Annotated in this window: 13 protein-coding genes; 2 read left to right on the top strand and 11 right to left on the bottom strand. The window is 69.8% G+C overall.

Annotation, left to right across the window (positions count from 1 at the left end):
* Positions 1–384 precede the first annotated feature (384 nt).
* Positions 385–1,419, bottom strand: a complete 1,035-nt coding sequence (locus IPJ95_09125; GenBank protein MBK7923781.1) for an IS481 family transposase — start codon at positions 1,417–1,419, stop codon at positions 385–387.
* A gap of 2,019 nt (positions 1,420–3,438) precedes the next feature.
* Between IPJ95_09125 and IPJ95_09120 the strand changes: the two genes are divergently transcribed.
* On the top strand, positions 3,439–3,624 hold the full coding sequence (locus IPJ95_09120) for a hypothetical protein (GenBank protein ID MBK7923780.1): 186 nt from the start codon (positions 3,439–3,441) through the stop codon (positions 3,622–3,624).
* 894 nt (positions 3,625–4,518) lie between these two features.
* Here IPJ95_09120 and IPJ95_09115 read toward each other — a convergent pair.
* A complete protein-coding gene (locus IPJ95_09115; GenBank protein MBK7923779.1) occupies positions 4,519–6,708 on the bottom strand; it encodes an ATP-dependent endonuclease in 2,190 nt (729 codons plus the stop codon).
* Positions 6,709–8,416: 1,708 nt separating this feature from the next.
* Here IPJ95_09115 and IPJ95_09110 point away from each other — a divergent pair.
* Positions 8,417–9,076, top strand: coding sequence for a hypothetical protein (locus IPJ95_09110; protein MBK7923778.1), 660 nt, complete (start codon positions 8,417–8,419; stop codon positions 9,074–9,076).
* A gap of 94 nt (positions 9,077–9,170) precedes the next feature.
* Here IPJ95_09110 and IPJ95_09105 read toward each other — a convergent pair whose 3' ends face one another.
* The 9 genes from IPJ95_09105 to recA form a co-directional block, all read right to left on the bottom strand.
* Positions 9,171–10,469 (bottom strand): replication-associated recombination protein A, encoded by a 1,299-nt coding sequence (locus IPJ95_09105; protein ID MBK7923777.1) that lies wholly within the window; start codon positions 10,467–10,469, stop codon positions 9,171–9,173.
* Positions 10,470–10,485: 16 nt separating this feature from the next.
* On the bottom strand, positions 10,486–10,863 hold the full coding sequence (locus IPJ95_09100) for a ZIP family metal transporter (protein ID MBK7923776.1): 378 nt from the start codon (positions 10,861–10,863) through the stop codon (positions 10,486–10,488).
* Between the two features lie 336 nt (positions 10,864–11,199).
* Positions 11,200–12,480: a CCA tRNA nucleotidyltransferase gene (locus IPJ95_09095; GenBank protein ID MBK7923775.1), complete on the bottom strand. Its 1,281-nt coding sequence runs from the start codon at positions 12,478–12,480 to the stop codon at positions 11,200–11,202.
* Between the two features lie 2 nt (positions 12,481–12,482).
* Positions 12,483–13,433, bottom strand: a complete 951-nt coding sequence (locus IPJ95_09090; protein MBK7923774.1) for an asparaginase — start codon at positions 13,431–13,433, stop codon at positions 12,483–12,485.
* Between the two features lies 1 nt (position 13,434).
* Positions 13,435–14,187, bottom strand: coding sequence for an SDR family oxidoreductase (locus IPJ95_09085; GenBank protein ID MBK7923773.1), 753 nt, complete (start codon positions 14,185–14,187; stop codon positions 13,435–13,437).
* 772 nt (positions 14,188–14,959) lie between these two features.
* Positions 14,960–15,274, bottom strand: a complete 315-nt coding sequence (locus IPJ95_09080) for a hypothetical protein (protein MBK7923772.1) — start codon at positions 15,272–15,274, stop codon at positions 14,960–14,962.
* Positions 15,271–17,889: an alanine--tRNA ligase gene (gene alaS, locus IPJ95_09075; protein MBK7923771.1), complete on the bottom strand. Its 2,619-nt coding sequence runs from the start codon at positions 17,887–17,889 to the stop codon at positions 15,271–15,273. Before alaS ends, IPJ95_09080 begins: the two co-directional genes overlap by 4 nt.
* A 45-nt stretch (positions 17,890–17,934) precedes the next feature.
* A complete protein-coding gene (locus IPJ95_09070) occupies positions 17,935–18,567 on the bottom strand; it encodes a regulatory protein RecX (protein ID MBK7923770.1) in 633 nt (210 codons plus the stop codon).
* 23 nt (positions 18,568–18,590) lie between these two features.
* On the bottom strand, positions 18,591–19,643 hold the full coding sequence (gene recA, locus IPJ95_09065; GenBank protein MBK7923769.1) for a recombinase RecA: 1,053 nt from the start codon (positions 19,641–19,643) through the stop codon (positions 18,591–18,593).
* Positions 19,644–19,719 lie beyond the last annotated feature (76 nt).

Here is a 19,719-nt window from a genome sequence, read left to right as displayed (position 1 = left end):
AGTGCGAGGTCGTCGCAAAGCTTGCGTGGTCGTCGCAAAGCTACGGCCGCGCCCTGCGAGCTTCATGTAATGGGATGGACTCCTCCCGAACGGCACCACTGTGCCGAGAATGCGCAACGGCCCCAACCGGGCCACCAACCAAGAGGAGGAGGAGCCCATGCATACGCTACAGATCCGCGTCGATCTTGCCAAGGCCGGCTTCGAGGCCGTCGTCTCTGCGGTGCCCGGCCAGGTGCGAGAGTGCCGGCGACTGTCCCGGAGGGCCTTCGGGACCTACTTCGCCGCCCACGCGCCGGCCGAGGTGCTGCAGGAGGCTTGGGGGCCAGCGTATACTTGGCGGAGGATCCCCGGACACTCGGGCCGGTGGCGCTGGGTTCGGGATGACTACGCGGCCTGGGGCGCCTCCGCCGCCCGCTGATGCTCGTTGAAGGTCTGCAGCGGGGTTCGGCCCTGCGTCCGGTAGCCGTGATGCGCCCGCTGCCCGTTGTAGAAGCTCAGGAAGCCGTCCAGGTCCGCCTGCAGCGCCTCCACGGACGCGTAGAAGCGCTTCCGGAAGGCGACGCCGAAGAACTCCTCCTTGAGCGTCCGGTTGAAGCGCTCGACCATCCCGTTGGACTCGGGCGACCCGACCAGGGTGGTCCGGTGCTCCACCTGTTGCACTGCGCAGTAGAGCTCGAAGGGGTGGTGCAGGGGCCGGCCACAGTACTCCCGGCCATTGTCGGTGAGCACCCGCTGCAGCGGCGCCCCCTGGGCCTCGTAGAAGGGCAGCACCCGGTCGTGGAGCAGATCCACCGCGGTCATCGGCACTTTGCTCAGGTACAGCTTGGCGAAGCCCACCGCCGCGTTGGCATCGACGAAGGTCTGGGCGTACACCCGGCCCACGCCCTTCAGGGCGCCCACGTAATACGTGTCCTGGCAGCCCAGATACCCCAGGACCGGGGCCTCGATGTGCGTTTGCGGATCGACGGTCTGGTGGGCATGCTGCCGCAGCAGCTTGAGCACCTGCTCGGTGAGCGGCCCGCCCCGCTCGGCCACCCGGCGCTCGAGCCAGAGCAGCCGGTCAAAGCGCTTGAGCAGCCCCTCCCGCAGCCACACGCCCCGCACCTGAGCGGCACTGGCCGGCACCCCGACTAGGCGCAGCTGTTGCGAGACCCGAACGTAGCTGTAGGTCGGGTACTCGGCCGTCATCTCGAGAATCCGGGCCACCAGCTCCGGCGGCGTCTCGTTCGGCATCCGGGGCCGGCGCCGCTCCCGCGGGGCCAGCCCATCCCGGCCGTACCGCTCGAAGGCGTCCTTGATGTCGTAGTAGTGCGTCCGGCTGATCCCGGCGACCTGGCAGGCCCGGCTGATATTCTTCAGCTCGTCGGCCAGCGCTAGCATCCCGATCCGGGCATCGATAAGCTTCTCTCGGGTGTCCATGGTCATCTCCCTGGGTAGACTGGTTTCTCGACAACTCCAGCTTACCACCGGCAGAGGGTCATGGACACCCTCCCTTTTCTAGCCGACTGTCAGGGGATCTTCAACTAAGTACACCTCATGAGGTCCCCAGTGGCGAGCCGGAGCCTGGGCACCCGGGTGGCTGTCCGGCGCATCCTAGTGGTGCTATGTCGGGGAGGTCCGCCAGCGTGGCGGTTCCGGACGATATCGCTGGATCAGGTTCTGGCGGTCGGGTCAGCTCCAACTTCTCAAACATTGGCGCCTCCGGCAATTCCGGGGCGGTTCGCGGTTCAGTGTCGCACTTAGTCTTGATAACTCAGCCACTGCCGGGCTATGGTCTCTCAGCGCCAGCCGGTACTGCCGCATCAGGAACGCTATCCGCTGTGCCGGCGGCCACGGGCTGAGATCTCCTGGTGGCTAGCCTATCCGCTGCGGCACGCAGTGTGTCACTTATCGCCCACGCGGCGCACCAGACTCTCTTGCCGTACCCGCCGTTCCTATTGGATAGCGGTCGCATCGAATGGCTATCTGTAAAGCCATCCGAGGTGGCTTCGTAGGGTGAAATGATGATCAGCGACTTGCTTTCATCCTCGTCGTCCTCAACAACGGTCGCTGTGATGCGACGTGCGTGATTATCTCCCCAGAAGTTCGTTTCAGTGCCGCTGTTCCATTCGACCTGCCCGGTAATGGCCGCGGCGTTTGATGGTGCCAGGCCGACTTGAATGAACGCACGTACTACCCGTCCGTACGCCCGCCCAGGTGGCAATGGCATCGTTACCTGAAAAGTCGTGACCTTCCCTTTGAGTGTGTCGCTCTGGCAGCTCGGGAGGTCCACCTTCTGGGCTTGCGCGCTGCCAGGGATACCGATGCAGAGGAGGGCGCAAACACCTAGGGGAAGGTCGGTACGCACAAAGGGCTCTCTGCGGACAAGGGGTGGCTCACACCATGCACGGCTCGTGGCGCGAGGGCCGCCATCCTAGGCGCGGCCAAACGTCTCCGGATAAGCTGCAGCGCGAGGCTTGTAAGTTCTCGGGCAAAGACAACTGTCGCGCCGAGCGCTGACAGCTTCATGCGATGGGATGGACTCCTCCCCCATACGGCACCACAGTGCCAGGACCACCAACCGGCCCCATACTGGGCCAACCAGCCAGGGGAGGTGCCCAGTTCCATGCTCCAGATCGGCGTCGCTCTTGCCAAGTCCGTCTTCGCGGTTGCCGTCTCCACGGGGCCCCGGCAGGTGCGGGAACGCCGGCGCCAGTCGCGGGCGGCCTACACCCAAGCGCGAAGGAGACTGCCCACGGCGGTCCCGTCAAGGACGGGTTCGGGAAAGTGCTTCTTCACGCGAGCGGGCACTGGGGTGATCCTCTGCAGCAGCTGAATGAGGTCGCCTTCCAGCGCGAGGTGCTCGAGGCATCACAATGATGGCGTCCGGTCAGACCGGCGCGGGGACAAGCCGGTAGCCAGCGTGGCCTCCCTTGAGGCCTCCCGCATGCGATTCGCACTCCGCGCGCGCCTTTCCACCATGGCCAGGGCCCCGACGGGCCCACCAATGGGCCGGAAATATGCCTGCAGTCGACCTCGCGCCATCGGAGATCCCTCGCGATCAGCCGGGCAGGAGTCCAGGTGCGGTGCTTAGGCATCCACTCAAAAAAGAACACCGCCCGGAAACGCCACGCCCGGAGGAGGGTGGGCGAGCCGAGCTTGGAGGCTGGCCTCACACGCAGAACGGGCCTCAAGCGGAAGGGTGGCTAGCAGGGGCTCCCAAGGCAGCAATGCGAGAACAGCGTTAACGACGTGAATCGTAGAAGCAAGAATGGTGTCGGCGAGCCATACCGGGTCAGCCATCATGTGATCGGCAAAGCCCGGTAGCGCTTGGAAGGGCACAATGGGGTCAGAGGTGGCGGCACGCAAGAGCCCCAGAGTGGTACTCGGAATGAGGAGCAGTCCGAACATTCGGTCGCCAGAGCCCACTGCGTGGCCGATTACTTGAGGCAAGTCGCGATGCTGAAGCTGATCTCTGATAGCAAAAAGCCCTTCGATACTGTTGCGAAGTCGCGGCTCGGCGAGCAAGGTAGACAGGTGCGGATTGTGGACGGCGATATGGCGCAGGAGCTTCGATTCTCCGCGTCGCCCTTGCCTCAGAGTAATGCCCTGAAGGTGAAGACTAGAGGGGTAGAAGTGGTGTAGTAGCCACGCGAGATCGTCCAAAGCGCCTGTGGATAGAAGTGCTAAACTGTTGATGTGATAGAGGCAGTCTGCCTCCGTGGAGTTCCCGGGGGTTCGCAGAGCGGCGATCATGGCAAGATCATGCGCCTGGCAGATGAACTTTAGGCGATTGCCGAGGCTGGACAAGTGGTCCTCGAGCAGGCCCCGCGCACTCACCGCGCAAAGGGTAGTCCATGCTTGGGTGAAGGAGCGGAATAGGTTGTGCCTACGAAGGAGTAGATAGAGACCTTTGTCTATGAAACAGTTCGGCCGCTGCTCATAATGGTCGAGCGCGACCATCACAAGCCGAATGCGCAGGAAGAGACCGGGCACATCGGAGAGCCCCCATCGGCGACGGCGCAGGGCTTCCGGTGACACCGACGTTTGCGCAAGGACGCATATACCAAGGCCGGTATCGGAGTCCGCAATTAATCGGTCCAGGGCAGACGCCGGGTTGCCGGTTAGAGCAAGGAATCGGTCATAGCGCCATTGCGGTCCTATAACGGCTCCCACGGTCGGACTTCGGAAGGAAACGATCTCATCATGGAAATGGACGTCGCCGATTTGCACGTTAGTGCCTGCAAGTGCCAGACGCACCTCTGACGGAGGTGCGATGGCCGTCACTCGGAGTTGGGAGTACTGGGCGAGCTCTGCAATGGTAGAAAGCTCCCGAGGGCAGACCTCAGCTAATGCCTGAGGTCCGATCGTTGCCTCGAGGTCAAGGGCACCGCGCGGAGGAGGATCGAGAGGATTGTTGCTCTGACGCATCGCGAGTTGGCCTGCAAGGCCAGTTGGGCGCCTAACGCTCAGCATCAGCGGCGGCGCGTAGCCCCGCCGGCTGCATGCTGTTGTTCGGCGCCGCCACGCATAGCCTCCTCATCTTCGACACTCTCGGAACAATCCGTGGAAGATGAGCTCAAATTCTTTGACGGTTGTCTGGGCGCCGTCACGCGTGACCGTTTGTTCGCCGCAACAGGCGAGAATCGCGTCGCGTGTGGCCACTTTGGAGCAGAACTCCTGGGCACGCGACGGCTTGTCCGCTCCCGTGATGGTGTCGGGGTAGTACTGTTCTATCGCACCGCGCTCCAGTACATAGACATCGATCGCTCTCAGCCTCTCGAGTAGACGATGCTTCAACTCGAGCATCTGTACGTCCGTGCTGGTCGTGAGGACCGCGAGCCGGTCGGGCTTTCTCTGCCATGCAAAGAACGCATCCACTGCCACGTCATGCTCGGCTTGGGTGCAATTGCCAGACTTGAGTTCCGCCTGGACGCCCCTGACCTTCCGCCACAGGCCTCGCAGTTCACCGGAATCGTGGGCGTGTTTGGCGTCCCTTGCGGATGCGCCGTCGGCATCCGGTACGATCAATTCATCGACCTTGGCCAGAAGATTGTCTCTGGCGGTCTTGACGGCGTTGTCGGGGGCGATGTGGTCGAAACCGCTTACCAGCAGGTCGAGGTCGGCGATGACCGGGACTCGTCCCCCGAACCTGGCGAAGAACTCTCGATAACGCCGGATGTTGCCCTTGCCCGTGATCCGAGCGAACACAACCGGCACTTTCGCCACGTCCCACGAGGGATCAAGCGTCCGGGCGATGTGTGGCATGAGGAGGTAATCGCTGTCTCCCTCGACCAGGGCGACGGTATCTGCAAAGAAGGCGGCGTTGTTGTTTTCGAAACAGATGATCTGAAACTGGTCCTTGGCGGCCATGTCGGAAAGGTCAATCGGCCGGACCAGCGTGAATGGCTTGGGCGCTGTTGCGGCATCCGCCACCTTGCGTAGCTTGACAAACGTTTCCGTCGCCCCAGGACCGAAGAACATCGGGGAGTGAGTGGTGACGAGAACGTGGTGTTCTTTGGCGAAGACCCGCAGGGCATCGAAGAGAATGTGCTGGGCCTTGGGGTGAAGGAACAACTCCGGCTCCTCGAACAACAGAAGGTAGGATGCCGGAGTGGGTTCCAGTCGCGGCTGCGTCGGCTCGGCTCCCTGGGCGGCAGCCTCTACCGGCGTCGCAACGGGCGCAAGCTTCGCCTTGAGCTCCACATAGGATCGCAGGATGGAGAAGACAATTGCGCGACGCAACCCGTCGCCTTTGGAATCGATTAGGCCGTCAACACCATCGTTAGCGTAAATGCGGGCAGACGAAAAGATGGTCTTCAATTCCGGTGGTGGGATCGTGATGCGAAGTGCCACGTCGGAAAAAATCTCGCGGACGTACTTCTCGACAGTGGACTCGATAAGCTTCACCTCATCGAGCCGCCCGTCCACGACTGTTCCGTCGGGCTGCTGGACGCAGTTGAGCTTGGCGTTGAGTTCTTCGAAGAGCCGTTGCGCATCCGGCAACTTGGACTCGACGGCCTGCAGAAGGATGGCCAGGATTTTGCCAAAGGGTGTGCTCTCGGTTGTCTTGATGTCGTCGGCGAGGTCTTTCACCGCCGGGATGTAGATCGGGTCAGGCAGCATCGGCTCGATGCTCTTGTCGATACCTGTCGGCAGAGGTTGATCGGCGGCAGTTTTCTGATCGTCGGGTAGTGCGTCGGCGAGTTCCTGAATCTTCTGCCTGACGGCATCTTGATTCATGGTCACATCGACGACGCCTTCCAATTCCGGGAACGCCTGCACCACTTTGGTGACGAATGCTTGTCCGACACGACTCCCTTTCACAAGGGCGGCAATGTTCCCCGCAGAGAAGCGGGCGTTGGTAGGTGTGAGTGTGTTGTAGAGCAGTGAGCTCTTGCCAGTTGTGTCGTAGGCACGCACGAGAACTAGGCGTCCATTCTTGACGATCCCGGCCACTCGCGTGCGGTGCTCGTCGGTCAGCCTGGCCAGGTCCGCCTCACTGATACCTTCGAAGGTCACCGCGACACGGATAGGCTTGGACTCGTCGAAAAAGTTGTTGGCGGCCAACTTGGTGCCGGAGAAGAACAGGGACAACGCCTGCAAGAAGGACGACTTGCCCGCGTTGTTCTCCCCGATCAGGCAGCCGAAGCGTGAAAGAGGGATCGTAACATCCCTGAGCGCTCGGTAGTTGGTGATGGATAAGTCCGTCAGTCTCATGATCTTCACCAGTCTCCCTCGGCACCTAACCACTAAGTCTACTGCTCCCGCCGGAGCCCTCGCCCGGGACCGGATGGCCCGCGCCGTTGCTGCCAAGCGGGCCGTGAACGCCTCCATGTCCTGCGGGGCCTCGCCCGGATAACCGGGCCCTTCCCCTGCCCAGGCCACGCATGGCGCCCGGGGCTACCTACTTCTCTAAGGTAGGGCAAATCGCCCCTCCGGCAATCCGCCCTCCCGACCCGCCCCCGCCCTTCCCCGCCCGACCGCCGATAGTCTACGACTCGGCCATCCGGACCGGCCAGGATTCACGACCCCCGGGCGCCGCTCCCCGCCCTCCACCACTTCCGCCCGGCCCCGGCGCCCTGCAGGGGCTTCCTCGGCCCCTCCCCGGGCGCACCCGGTCATTTCCCCCACCCGCACGGCCAGCGGATAACGGCCCGTGGTCCCTCCCCCGGCGCCCGTCGCCACTTCCGCCGGGCCCGGACCCCCTTGAGCGCCGCACCTGCTCCCTTGAGAAGCGTGCGTTGCCCCTATCCCGGCGCCCGTCGGCACTTCCCCGGGCCCCGTCGGCACTTCCCCAGGGCCCGTCGGCACTTCCCCGATGCCCGTCGGCACTTCCCCGACGCCCTCCGCCACTTCCCCCGTGCCCATCGGCACTTTCCGGTGGCTCTCAGCCACTTCCCCACAGCCCGTCGGCACTTCCCCGGCGCCCGTCGGCACTCCGGTGGCTCTCAGCCACTTCCCCACAGCCCGTCGGCACTTTCCGGTGGCTCTCAGCCACTTCCCCACAGCCCGTCGGCACTTTCCGGTGGTCGTCAGCCACTTCCCCACAATGCGTCGTCACTTGAGCGTCGTGCGATGGCACTTGAGCGTCGCGCGTGGCCATTTCCGGCCCATCCGCGGCCATTGCCGGCGCGCCTGCACGCACTGCCAGCCCTTCTCCTCACGCGTGAGGTCGTCAGCACGTGACCAAATCGCCCAGTTTCGTCGCACACCCGCCGAACCGCCCAACCGCCGAACCGTCCTGATGGGGTCATTGCCGGCGCATCCGGGAGCATTGCCGGCCCATCCGACGCCATTGCCGGTGCATCCGGGAGCATTGCCGGCCCATCCGACACCATTGCCAGCGCCTTTGCAGTCATTGCCGGCGCACCCGGGACCATTGCCGGCGAACCCGCGACCATTGCCGGCCCATCCGACGCCATTGCCGGTGCATCCGGGGTCATTGCCGGCGCACTTGGGGTCATTGCCGGCCCATCCGGGGTCATTGCCGGTGCATCCGGGGTCATTGCCGGTGCATCCGGGGCCATTGCCGGCGCATCCGGGGCCATTGCCCGGGCCCGGCGCTCCGGGTCCTTCCGCTTGACCTGCCCGCAGGATGACGGGCCTGAGGCGCCGCCCAACGCCGCCGTCCTGCATTGAGGACACTCGAGGACGCCGACCGTCCTCGATCCCGGACGATCCCCACCTGCCCCGCCGGCGCGGCGCGCGCCACGCGCCTCACACTAACGCCTTGCCCGCCAACGCCATGCACGCATCGTCAGCCCCATCCACACACCGCTGGCACGCCGCCTGCGTTAGGCACCGCCGGACCGGCCGGCGCGTGGGCGCCGGGCCGGGGCCACCACCGGCGCCCCCCACAGGCGTCGCACTCCCAGGAAAGGGCAGCAACCCGCCAGCGACGGCGGGTCACCACACACAGGAAAGGATGGATGGTATGAAGTACGCATTCGCGCTGGTCTTCGACGCGGGGGGCCGGGTGGCCCAGTTCCAGCTCGACCACCCCAACCCCGCCCCCGCGGCCCAGGCCGCGGTCCAGACCCTCGCCACCCTCGTGGCCGAAGGGCGCACCCTCCTCGACCAGCAGCAGCGGAGCGGGCTCGCCGTGGAGCTGGCCGTGGACACCAAGGCCGACCTGCGGCGCGCCATCATCACCGACACCCGGGACCTGGCCCGCATCGCCACCGTGGCCGCCCTGCGCCAGCCCGAGGCCGCCTTCACCCTCGAGCCGCCCACCGGCAACGCCGGCCAGGTCCGCTTCCTCAGCATGGCCCGCGTGGTGCTCGAGACCGCCACCACCCACAAGGCGCTGCTCGAGACCTACGGCATGACCGAGGGCACCCTCGACGCACTCGGCGCCGCCCTCAGCCGCTACGAGGAGCTGGTCGGCGGGCAGTCCACCAGCCGCACCGAACGCGTCGGCGCCGTCGCCCGCCTGCAGGTGCTGTCGAAGGAGATCATCCTGGTGCTCCGCCAGCTCGACGTCATGGAGCGCCGGCGCCTGCGCGACAACGCCGAACTCCTCGCCGCCTGGAAGAACGCCCGCGACATCCACTGGCCGCGGCCGGAACAGAAGGAGAAGACGGAGGCGGCGTGAGCGGTTCGGGGGTTCGGCGGTTGGGCGGTTCCGCCGTTCCGCCCCCCGCGAACTGCCCTTTTCCCCCGTCGCTTCCCGCTTCCCGAAACTCGGCTCACCCCTCCGGCCTCTGCTTCCCCCACCACTCCAGCCTCTCCCTGATCCGCTTCTCGAACCCCATCTCCCCCGGCTGGTAGAACGCGCTCCCCTTGAGCTTCTCGGGCAGGTAGTCCTGGGGGATGTAGCCGGTCGGCGCGTCGTGGGCGTACTGGTACCCCGCCCCGTAGCCGAGCTCCTTCATCAGGCCGGTCGGTGCGTTGCGGATGTGGAGCGGCACCGGCTCCGCCGGCGTGCGCCGCGCCGCCTCCAGCGCGGCCTTGAGGGCCAGCATGCTGCGGTTGGACTTGGGCGCCGTGGCCAGGTAGATGGTCATCTCCGCCAGCGGCAGGTACCCCTCCGGCGGGCCCAGCATGTGGTAGGCCTCGCGCGCCGCCACCGCCAGCTTGAGCGCCTCGGGGTCGGCCAGCCCGATGTCCTCCGCCGCCATGGCGATCGCCCGGCGGAACAGGGTCATCGGGTCTTCCCCGCCCTCCAGCATCCGCGCCATCCAGTACAGCGCGCCCTGCGGGTCGCTGCCCCGCAGCGACTTGTGGTAGGCGGAGAGCAGGTTGAAGTGCTCCTCGCCGCTCTTGTCGTAGGCCGGCACCCGGCGGCCCAGCGCCTGGACCACCCGCTCCGCGGTCAGCGTGCCCCGCGGCCCCACCAGCCGGGCGGCGTTCTCGAGCACGGTGAGCGCCCGGCGGGCATCGCCGTCGGACTGCTCGGCCAGCAGATCCAGGGCGGCGCCCTCCACCACCAGGTCCAGGTAGCCGAGACCCCGGTCGCGGTCGGTCGCGGCCCGTTCCAGCAGCCCGCGGATCGCGGCGGGGGTGAGCGCGGCCAGCACGTACACCTGGCAGCGGGAGAGCAGCGCGCCGTTGAGCGCAAAGCTCGGGTTCTCGGTGGTGGCGCCGATGAGCGTCACGGTGCCCCGCTCCACGTGGGGCAGGAAGGCGTCCTGCTGCGCCCGGTTGAAGCGGTGGATCTCGTCGCAGAAGAGTACCGTGCCGCGGCCCAGCACCCGCCGCTGCTCCGCCTCGCGCACGATCTCCTTGACCCGCGGCACCCCGTCGAGCACCGCGGAGAGCTCCACGAACTCCCGGTCGGTGTGCCGCGCAATGAGCCGCGCAATCGTGGTCTTGCCGGTGCCCGGGGGGCCCCACAGGATGCAGCTGCCCACGTCGCCGCGGCGGATGGCGTCGCCGAGGGCCCGCCCGGGGGCCAGGAGTCCCTCCTGCCCCACGCACTCCTCCAGCGCGGCGGGGCGCATCCGCGCGGCCAGCGGCTCGGGCAGGGAGAAGAGGGAGGAGGACATCGGCGCCCCGCGCGGCCTAGTGGCCGCCCGCCTCGACCAGCAGCCGGGTGAGCACGAACGCCGCGGTGCCGCCGAAGAACGCCACCGGCATGGCCCAGCCGCGCCGGGCCTGGAACTCCGGCACCAGGTTGGAGGCGGCCACGTACAGCGTCACGCCGGCCGAGATGGCCAGGCCGTGGGCCACCAGCGGCGCGCTCACCTCGGTGAGCAGCACCCCGGCCACCGTGGCCACGCCGAGCAGCGCCGAGGCGCCCAGCGCGCGGCCGGCGCTCTGGCCCCCCGCCAGCATCACGCTCGCCATGGCCACCCCCTCGGGCAGCTTGTGCAGGAACACCGCCAGGAAGAGCAGCAGGCCGAGCGAGCCTGAGACCAGGAAGCCGCTGGCGATGGCCACCCCCGTCAAAGAACGTATGCAGCAGCAGCCCCGCCAGCGCCGTGAGCCCCTGCCGCGGGCTGATGCTGTGGGTCTCCTCGCCGAAGTGGAAGTGCGGCACCAGCACGTGCTGCGCCAGGTGCACCGCGAGGTAGCCGAGCAAAATGTAGAGCGGCGCCCCCGGATCCCGGGCGATGGCCTCCGGCGCCACCTCGAGCAGCGCCACGCTGAGCATGAACCCCGCCCCGAAGGCCAGCGCCATCTCGATGGCCACGAGGCTCTTCCGCTCGTGCCGCACCACCGCCCAGCCGCCGGCCAGGTTGCCCAGCGCCGCCACCAGCGCAAAGACCAGCGCGTTCATCGCGCCCCCCGCGCGCGCGCCAGCAGCGCCTCGCGGGTGTTCTGCGACGGGTCGTCCACCACCACCGACAGCAGGCGGTCGAGCAGGGCGCCCATCTCCGGGCCGGGGGGCACCCCCAGCTCGCGCAGGTCGAGCCCGGTGATCGCCAGCTGCTTGCGGGTGAGCGGCTCGCCCCGCTCCCGGATGCCCCGCATGGCCCCGTCCCACGGCGGCGCCGACCCGTGCCGCAGCCGCCACAGCATCGAGAGGTCCTCCGCCGCGTCGCCCACCGCCGCCATCCACCGCCGCACCTCGACCATGCCGCTCCCCGCCGGCTCCACCGGCCCGGTGACCAGGGCCGTGGCCCGCGCGATCTCCGCGTTCGAGGCCTTGAGCCGCACCAGCACCGCCACCGGGTCCAGGCAGAGCAGCGTGGTGAGCAGCACCGGGTCGCGCGGCAGCTCGGCGTTGCCCGCCGCGCCGAAGCCCTCCAGCGCCGCCGCCCGGTCCGGCAGCCGGCCCACCGTCACCAGGCGCTGCACCAGCGGCGAGCCGCTCGGCGACACCGCCGGCGTCGGCGCGGTGGGCGGGTGGTCGAGCAGCTCCGGCAGCCACACCGCCGCCGCCCCGCTGCCCAGCCACAGCTCCAGCAGCTGCGGCAGCGACCGCGCCGTCCGCAGCCCCTTGAACCACTCCTCCCGCACCCGCTCCGCCGAGAGCCGGTCGAGACCCACCACCGCGGCGAGCAGCGCCGTCCAGGTCTCCGGCTCGATCTCGAACGCGAACCGCGCCGCGAACCGCAGCCCCCGCAGCACCCGCAGGTAGTCCTCGTGGAACCGCTGCGCCGGGTCGCCGACGGCGCGGATCAGCCGGGCCGCCAGGTCCACCGCGCCGTAAAACGGGTCGCGCCACTCGTGCCGCAGCGGATGGTAGGCGATGGCGTTGATGGTGAAGTCGCGCCGGGCCAGGTCCTCGTCGAGCGAGGCGCCGTACGCCACCACCGCGTGGCGGCCGTCGGTCTGCACGTCCTTCCGGAACGTGGTCACCTCGTGATACCGCCGCCGGGTCTTCACCGCGACGGTCCCGAACCGCTCCCCCACCGGCACCGTGTGGCGGAAGAGCTTCTGCACCACGTCGGGGGTGGCGGCGGTGGCGATATCGAAGTCGGAGTTGGGCTCGCCCAGCAGGGTGTCGCGCACCGCCCCGCCGACGCACCACGCCTCATGGCCGCCCTGCTCCAGCAGCTGGGCGATCTCGAGCACGTCCTCGGGGATGTCGAGCCGGGCGGGAAACGGCATGGTCAGGCCCCCGCGCCGTAGGGCACGCCGGCCGAGAGGGCCAGCGCGAGCTCCAGCCGCGCCTGGGCCAGGGTGCGCGGACCCGCGGGCACCGCGCCCAGCCGCACCACCGTGGCGCCGCCCCCCGGAAAGGCATACGCCGGGCTCACCTCGCCGAACAGGCAGCGGCTGCCGAGCACCACCGGCTTCCCCTCCCCGATCCACCGCTCGATCGCGGGCAGCGCCCCCGGCGGCAGGTTGCCGCTGCCGAAGGCGCCGAGCACCACGCCGTCGTGGGTGGGGCGGAGGAGGTCGAGCACCGCGCCGTCGTCGCCCAGGGTGAGCGGCACCAGCGCCACCCGGGCCGAGAGCCCGGCCGGCGCGAGCGGGGTGCGCGGGCCCGCGGCGGCGTGGAAGGTCACCCGGCCCTCCGCCACCACGCCGATCGGCGCGCCGTGCGGCGCCGCGAAGGCGTCGAGCGCGGTGGCCTGCACCTTGGCCACGGTCCGGCCGTCGAAGATCTTGCCGGCGAACACCACCATCGCCCCGCGGCCGCGGCTGGCGGGGTCGGCGGCCACCCGCGCGGCGTCGGTGAGGTTCCGGGGCCCGTCCCACCCGGCCTCGCTCGAGGTGCGCATGGCGCCGGTGAGCACCACCGGCACCGCCGGGTCGAGGGTGCGGCCCAGCAGGTAGGCCGTCTCCTCGAGGGTGTCGGTCCCGTGGGTCACCACGATCCCCCGCGCCGCGCCGCCGCCCTGCACCGCCGCCACCCGGCTGCGCAGCGCCCACAGCGTGTCCGGGCCCATGTGGCAGGCGGGGTAGCGGCCCCAGTCCTCCACCGTGAACGGCGCCACCGCCGGCAACTCGGGCGCCAGCGCCACCAGCGCGGCGCCATCGTGCGCCGGCACGTTGCCGCCGGCCCGGGCATCCCGCTGCATGGAGATGGTGCCGCCGGTGAAGAGCAGGTGGATCATGCTACCCGCACAGGACGCTGCCGCCATTCACGTTCAGCACCTCGCCGGTGATGTGGCGCGCCAGGTCGCTGCACAGGAACGCCACCGGGCCGGCGACGTCGTCGGGGCTGGCCACCCGCCGCAGCGGGATGCCCGCCTCGATCCGCTCCCGGCCGCCGTCGGCGAACGCCGGCCAGCACATCTCGGTGTCCACCCACCCCGGCGCCACGCAGTTGACGGTGATGCCGGGCGCCGCCTCCACGCACAGCGACTTGACCAGCGCGATCATCGCGCCCTTGGTCGCCGCGTAGTCGGCGTGGTAGGCCTCGCCCCGCTGGCCCGCGGTGCTGCCGATGAGCACCACCCGCCCCGGCGTGCGCAGCCGCCGCAGCGCGGCGCGGGTGCTGTAGAAGATGGCGTCGAGGTTGGCCCGCATGGTGCCCACCCAGCGGCCGTCCGGCATCTCGGCCAGCGGCAGGTCTTCGGCGGGCCAGATGCCGGCGTTGCCCACGAAGCAGTCGAGCCCGCCCAGCGCCTCCGCCGACTCGGCCACCAGCCGGTCGGCCACCGCGGGATCGCCCAGGTCGCCGCTGCCCACCCACGCCCGGCGCCCCACCGCCCGGATCTCGGCGGCCACCGCCTCGGCGTCGGCGCGGCGGGAGAGGCAGGTGAGGCCCACGTCGGCGCCGGCCCGCGCCAGCAGCAGCGCCACCGCACGCCCGATGCCCCGCGACCCGCCGGTGACCAGCGCCGCCTTGCCCGAAAGCGAGATCATGGCCGGTCCTCCCCTGGCCGGTGCCGAACAGCGCCCGGACCCGGTCCACCAGCGAGAAGCGCCAGGTGAGCGGCGCCACCGGCTCGGTGGCGCGGTCCTCGAGGATCGCGCGCGGGTTGCGCACCAGCAGCAGGTCGGCCTGGATGCGGCCCTCGTGCGCCACCAGCTCGTCCCACGCGCTGCGCAGGGAGCGGTCGTCGCCGTGGTTGTCGCCGGCGGCGATGTCCGCCAGCCCCTCCGCCACCAGCTCGCGGGCCCGGTCGCCGCGCGGCCGGCTGGAGAGCAGCGTCGGGCCATCCACCTGCAGCAGCGACCCCAGCGACTTCCACCGCCGCGCCAGGTCGATGTGGCAGCACTTGTAGCGCTCGGGATGCGCCAGCACCGGCACCAGCCCCACCGCCACCACCAGCGCCAGCGCGTGCTCCACCGTCTGCGCCGCCACCATGCGGGGGAACTCCACCAGGATGTAGCGGCTGCCGTTGAGGGTCACCCGGCGCTCCGCCGCGATGACGGGGTCGAGCGGGCGGTCGAGCATCACCTCCGCGCCGCGGTAGAGCCGGACGCTGTCCGGCGCCGCCGCGCTGAGCGCGGCAAAGGCGCGGTCGTGCGCCGGCGGCGCGCCGAGCGCGGCCTGGCTGGCCAGGAGGTGGGGGGTGAGCGCCAGGTCGGTGAGGCCCTGCGTGGCCAGCCGCTGCAGCACCGCCACCGACTGCTCCACGCTCTTCGAGCCGTCATCGACGCCCGGGAGCAGGTGGCTGTGGAGGTCGATCACTCAGGCGATCCGCTCGGCCGAGAGCAGCCCCGCGGCGAACGCGCCGAGCTGCTCCGGCGCCTCTTCCGCCTGGGCCAGCAGCGCCAGGGTGATCAGCGCGTCGGCCGCGAGCAGGTCGAGCGCGATGGCGCGGTCGCCGGGATGCTCCTCGACGATGGCGAGCACCCGTTCGGCCGCGAGCGCCAGGCGCTCCGCCACGCCGTCGCCCTCGGTGACCTCGCCGGCCCGCTCCAGCACCCGCGCGCGCAGCCGCTCCGGCCCGCCGGCGGTGCGGGCCGCCAGCCACTGCTCGGCGCCAAGCGGCTGGGCGCTCATGCGCCGAGCCACGCCTCGACCAGCGCCGGCACCGCCGCGCGCGCGGCACCCAGCCTGGCCGGGTCGCCGGCCCCCGCCGACGCGAGGCCGGGACGGCCGCCCCCCTTGCCCCCGCTCACCGCGGCGATGCGGTTGACCAGGTCGCCCGCCTTGCGCCCCGCCTTGACCAGGTCGTCGGTGAGCGCCACGTGCACCGCGCCGCGGCCCGCGGCGGAGAAGAGCACCAGCACCGCCCGCGCCTTGCCCTCGCGGTAGCGGTCGGCCAGGGCGGCCACCTCGTCCCGGTCCTCGCTGTCGGTGTCGGCGATCAGCACCTGCACCCCCCCGATCTCGAGCGACTCGCCCTGCGCCGCCGGCTGCGCGCCCGACTTGAGCAGCTGCGCCAGCCGCGCCTCGAGCTTCTCCCGTTCCTGCTGCGCCTGTTCCAGCTTCCGCAGCACCTGGTCCGGGTGCGCCTTGAGCGTCTCTGCCACCTGCTGCAGCAGCGCCTCCTCGGCGGTGACGCGCTGGTAGGCCTCGGGGCCGGTGATCGCCTCCACCCGGCGGACCCCCGCCGCCACGCCCCCCTGCCCCGCCACCCGGAACAGCCCCAGCTGGCCGGTGGTGCGCACATGGGTGCCGCCGCACAGCTCGATCGACGGTCCCATCTGCACCACCCGCACCCGGTCGCCGTATTTCTCCGAGAAGAACGCCATGGCGCCGAGCGTGAGGGCGTCGGGGTACGGCATCTCCCGGGTCTCCACCGGGAAGTTCTCCAGCACCTGCTCGTAGACCTCGCGCTCGATGCTGTCGAGCACCGCCGGCTCGATGGGGCCGTGATGCGAGAAGTCGAAGCGGAGCCGCCCCGGCTCCACCAGGGAGCCCTGCTGCCGCACGTGGGTCCCCAGGTGCTTCCGGAGCGACCAGTGCAGCAGGTGGGTGGCGCTGTGGTTGCGCTCGATGTCGCGCCGGCGGGCCCGGTCCACCACGGCCCGCACCGTGCCCGGCACGAACTCGCCGGTCAGGGTGCCGCCGATGACCGAACCGCGCGGATCCTTGCGCACCGAGGCCACCGCCAGCGACCACCCCTCCCCCGTGACCGTGCCGGTGTCACCCACCTGGCCGCCCGACTCGGCGTAGAAGGGATTGTCCTCGAGGACCAGCTCCAGCCGGTCGCCGGCCAGCGCGTAGGCCAGCACCCGCGACTCCGCCTCGGTCACCGCGTAGCCGGTGAAGCGCGAGGGCGCCGCGCTGAGCACCTCGAGCCCCGCCCCCTCCGCCCCGGCGGCCACCGCGCCGGCGCCCTGCTGCGCCTTGCGCACCTCGCGCGACCGCGCCCGCTGCTCGGCCAGCGCCTGCTCGAAGCCCGCCAGGTCCACGCTGAGGCCGCGCTCCCCCGCCAGGATCTGGGTGAGGTCGATCGGGAAGCCGAAGGTGTCGTACAGCTTGAAGGCCTCCGCGCCCGGGATGTGGGTGGCGCCCGAGGCCACCAGCTCCTCCAGCCGCCGGAGCCCGCCGTCGATCGTCTCCAGGAAGCGCTCCTCTTCCTGGCGGGTGACGTCGGCCACGTAGGCCGCCTTGGCCCGCAGCTCGGGATACGCCTCGCCCATCTCGGCCACCACCAGCTCGGTGAGCGGCGCGAGGGTGGGCTCCTTCCGTCCCAGCAGCCAGGCGTGGCGCACCGCCCGCCGGAGGATGCGGCGCAGCACGTAGCCGCGCCCCTCGTTGCTGGGGTAGACGCCGTCGGCGAGCAGGAAGGTCACCGCGCGGGCGTGGTCGGCGAGGACCCGGAACGAGCCGCCGGCGGGGCCCCGGTCGTACGGCTTGCCGACCAGCTGCGCCACCCGCTGGATGAGCGGCATGAACAGGTCGGTGTGGAAGTTCGAGTCCTCCCCCTGCAGCACGCTCGCGATGCGCTCCAGCCCGGCCCCGGTGTCGACGGAGGGCTTGGGCAGCGGCGTGAGGGTGCCGTCGGCGGAGCGATCGAACTGCATGAACACCAGGTTCCAGATCTCGAGCATCTGGCCCGACTCCGCCAGCACCTCGAACTCCTCCTGGCCGATCACGTCGGCCCGGGCGCCGGCCGCCGGCTTCCGGAGGTCGACGTAGATCTCGCTGCACGGGCCGCAGGGCCCGGTGTCGCCCATCTGCCAGAAGTTGTCCTTGTCGCCGAGGCCGTAGATCCGGTCGGCGGGGAGGCCGGAGACCTCGCGCCACAGCCCCCGGGCCTCGTCGTCGGTGTGGTGCACCGTCACCCGGAGCCGCGCGGGATCGATGCCGAGGTAGTCCTTGCTGGTGACGAACTCCCACGCGAAGCGGATGGCGTCGCGCTTGAAGTAGTCGCCGAAGGAGAAGTTCCCCAGCATCTCGAAGAAGGTGTGGTGCCGCGTGGTGTGGCCCACCTGCTCCAGGTCGTTGTGCTTGCCGCCGGCGCGCACGCACTTCTGGCAGGTGGCGGCGCGGGCGTAGTCCCGCTGCTCCACCCCGAGGAAGAGGCGCTTGAACTGGTTCATCCCGGCGTTGGTGAAGAGCAGCGTCGGGTCGTCGGCGGGCAGGAGCGACGAAGAAGGCACCTCGCGGTGCCCCTGGCGGACGAAGTAGTCGAGGAACAGGCGGCGGAGCTGGGCGGCTTTCATAGACCGGGGAATATACCGGTCGGAAGCGCCTACGGCCAAGGCGCGTCAGGACTTACCGCGCAGCGCCCGGGCCACGATGTCGCTGACCCGGCTGCCGGTGAAGCCGCGGCGGGCCAGGTAGGCCAGCACCCGCCGGCGGCGGGTCTCGGGCGGGAGGGCCGCCAGCTGCCGCAGGCGGCGCTCGGCCAGCTCCCGGGCGATGCCCAGGGCGTCGTCCTGGTCGGGCCACTGCTCGGTCAGGGCCGCCTCGATCAGCTCCCGGCCGACGCCCAGCGCCTGCAGGTCGCGGCGGATCCGGGAGGGCCCGCGGCCCCGCGCCGCCCGGGAGGCGACGTACAACCGGGCGTAGGCGGCGTCGTCGAGCAGCCCGGCGCCCTGGGCGCGGCCCACGGCGTAGTCCACCGCCGCGGGGGGATGGCCCTTGAGCCGCAGCCGCCGCCGCAGCTCGGCCACCGCGAAGCTGCGGAACTCGAGGGAGCGGAGCGCCGCCCGCCACGCCGCCTCCTCGTCGGCCGCCTGGCCCACCAGCGCCTGCTGTGAATCATCCCAGTCCCCGCCCACCCGCAGCCCGGCCGTGGCCACCCCCTCGTGCACCGTGCAGAAGGGGCGGCCGTCGACCAGGACCCGGACCGCGCCGGGGCGGCGCGGGTCGGGCTCGAGCCCGGTGATGCGTGCCATGGGCGGACCGGCCGGCGGCCGGCCTACTCCTCGTCGTCGGCGCCCGCCCCGACCACGGCGGCGCCCTTCATGCCCAGGAAGTCCTTCACCTTGGCCTCGATCTCGGTGAGGAGCGCCGGGTTGTCCTTGAGGAACAGCTTGGCGTTCTCGCGCCCCTGCCCGATGCGCTGGTCGCCGTAGGAGTACCACGCCCCCGACTTCTGGATGATGTTCGCCTCGGCGGCGATGTCCACCACCAGCGAGCAGTGGCTGATCCCCTCGTCGAACATGACGTCGAACTCCGCCTGCTTGAACGGCGGCGCCACCTTGTTCTTCACCACCTTCACCCGCACGTGGTTGCCGATCACGTTCTCCCGCTCCTTGACCGGCCCCACCCGGCGGATGTCGAGGCGCAGCGAGGCGTAGAACTTGAGCGCCTTGCCGCCGGTGGTGGTCTCGGGGTTGCCGAACATCACCCCGATCTTCTCGCGCAGCTGGTTGATGAACACCACCGCGCAGTGCGACCGGTTGATGGCCCCGGCCAGCTTGCGCAGCGCCTGGCTCATCAGCCGGGCCTGCAGCCCCATGTGGCTGTCGCCCATCTCGCCCTCGATCTCGGCCTTGGGCACCAGCGCCGCCACCGAGTCGATCACCACGATGTCCACCGCGCCGGACCGCACCAGGATCTCCACGATCTCGAGCGCCTGCTCCCCGGTGTCCGGCTGCGACACCAGCAGGTTCTCGATGTCCACGCCGAGCTTCTTGGCGTACTCGATGTCCAGCGCGTGCTCCGCGTCCACGAAGGCCGCCACCCCGCCCGCCTTCTGCACGTTGGCCACCAGGTGGAGGCAGAGCGTGGTCTTGCCGGACGACTCCGGCCCGTAGATCTCGGTGATCCGGCCCCGCGGCACCCCGCCGATGCCGATCGCGGCGTCGAGGTTGATGGCGCCGGTGGGAATCGCCGCCACCTTCACCCGGGGATTCTCCGACCCCATCCGCATGATGGAGCCCTTGCCCAGCTGCTTCTCGATCTGGGAGATCGCCAGGGTCAGCGCCTTGCGCCGCTCCGCATCGAGCTTGGTCTCTTCGGCAGCCATTTGGGTGCTCCGTAGTGTCTTTGTGATTGATTTTGCGCCATTCGATTACGCCAACGAATCTACAACCGAATATCAT

The sequence above is a fragment of the Gemmatimonadota bacterium genome, from assembly GCA_016713785.1.
Taxonomy (GTDB): Bacteria; Gemmatimonadota; Gemmatimonadetes; order Gemmatimonadales; family GWC2-71-9; genus JADJOM01.
Note: the sequence above shows the minus strand (reverse complement) of the source record. Positions and strands in the feature narration are given on the sequence as shown.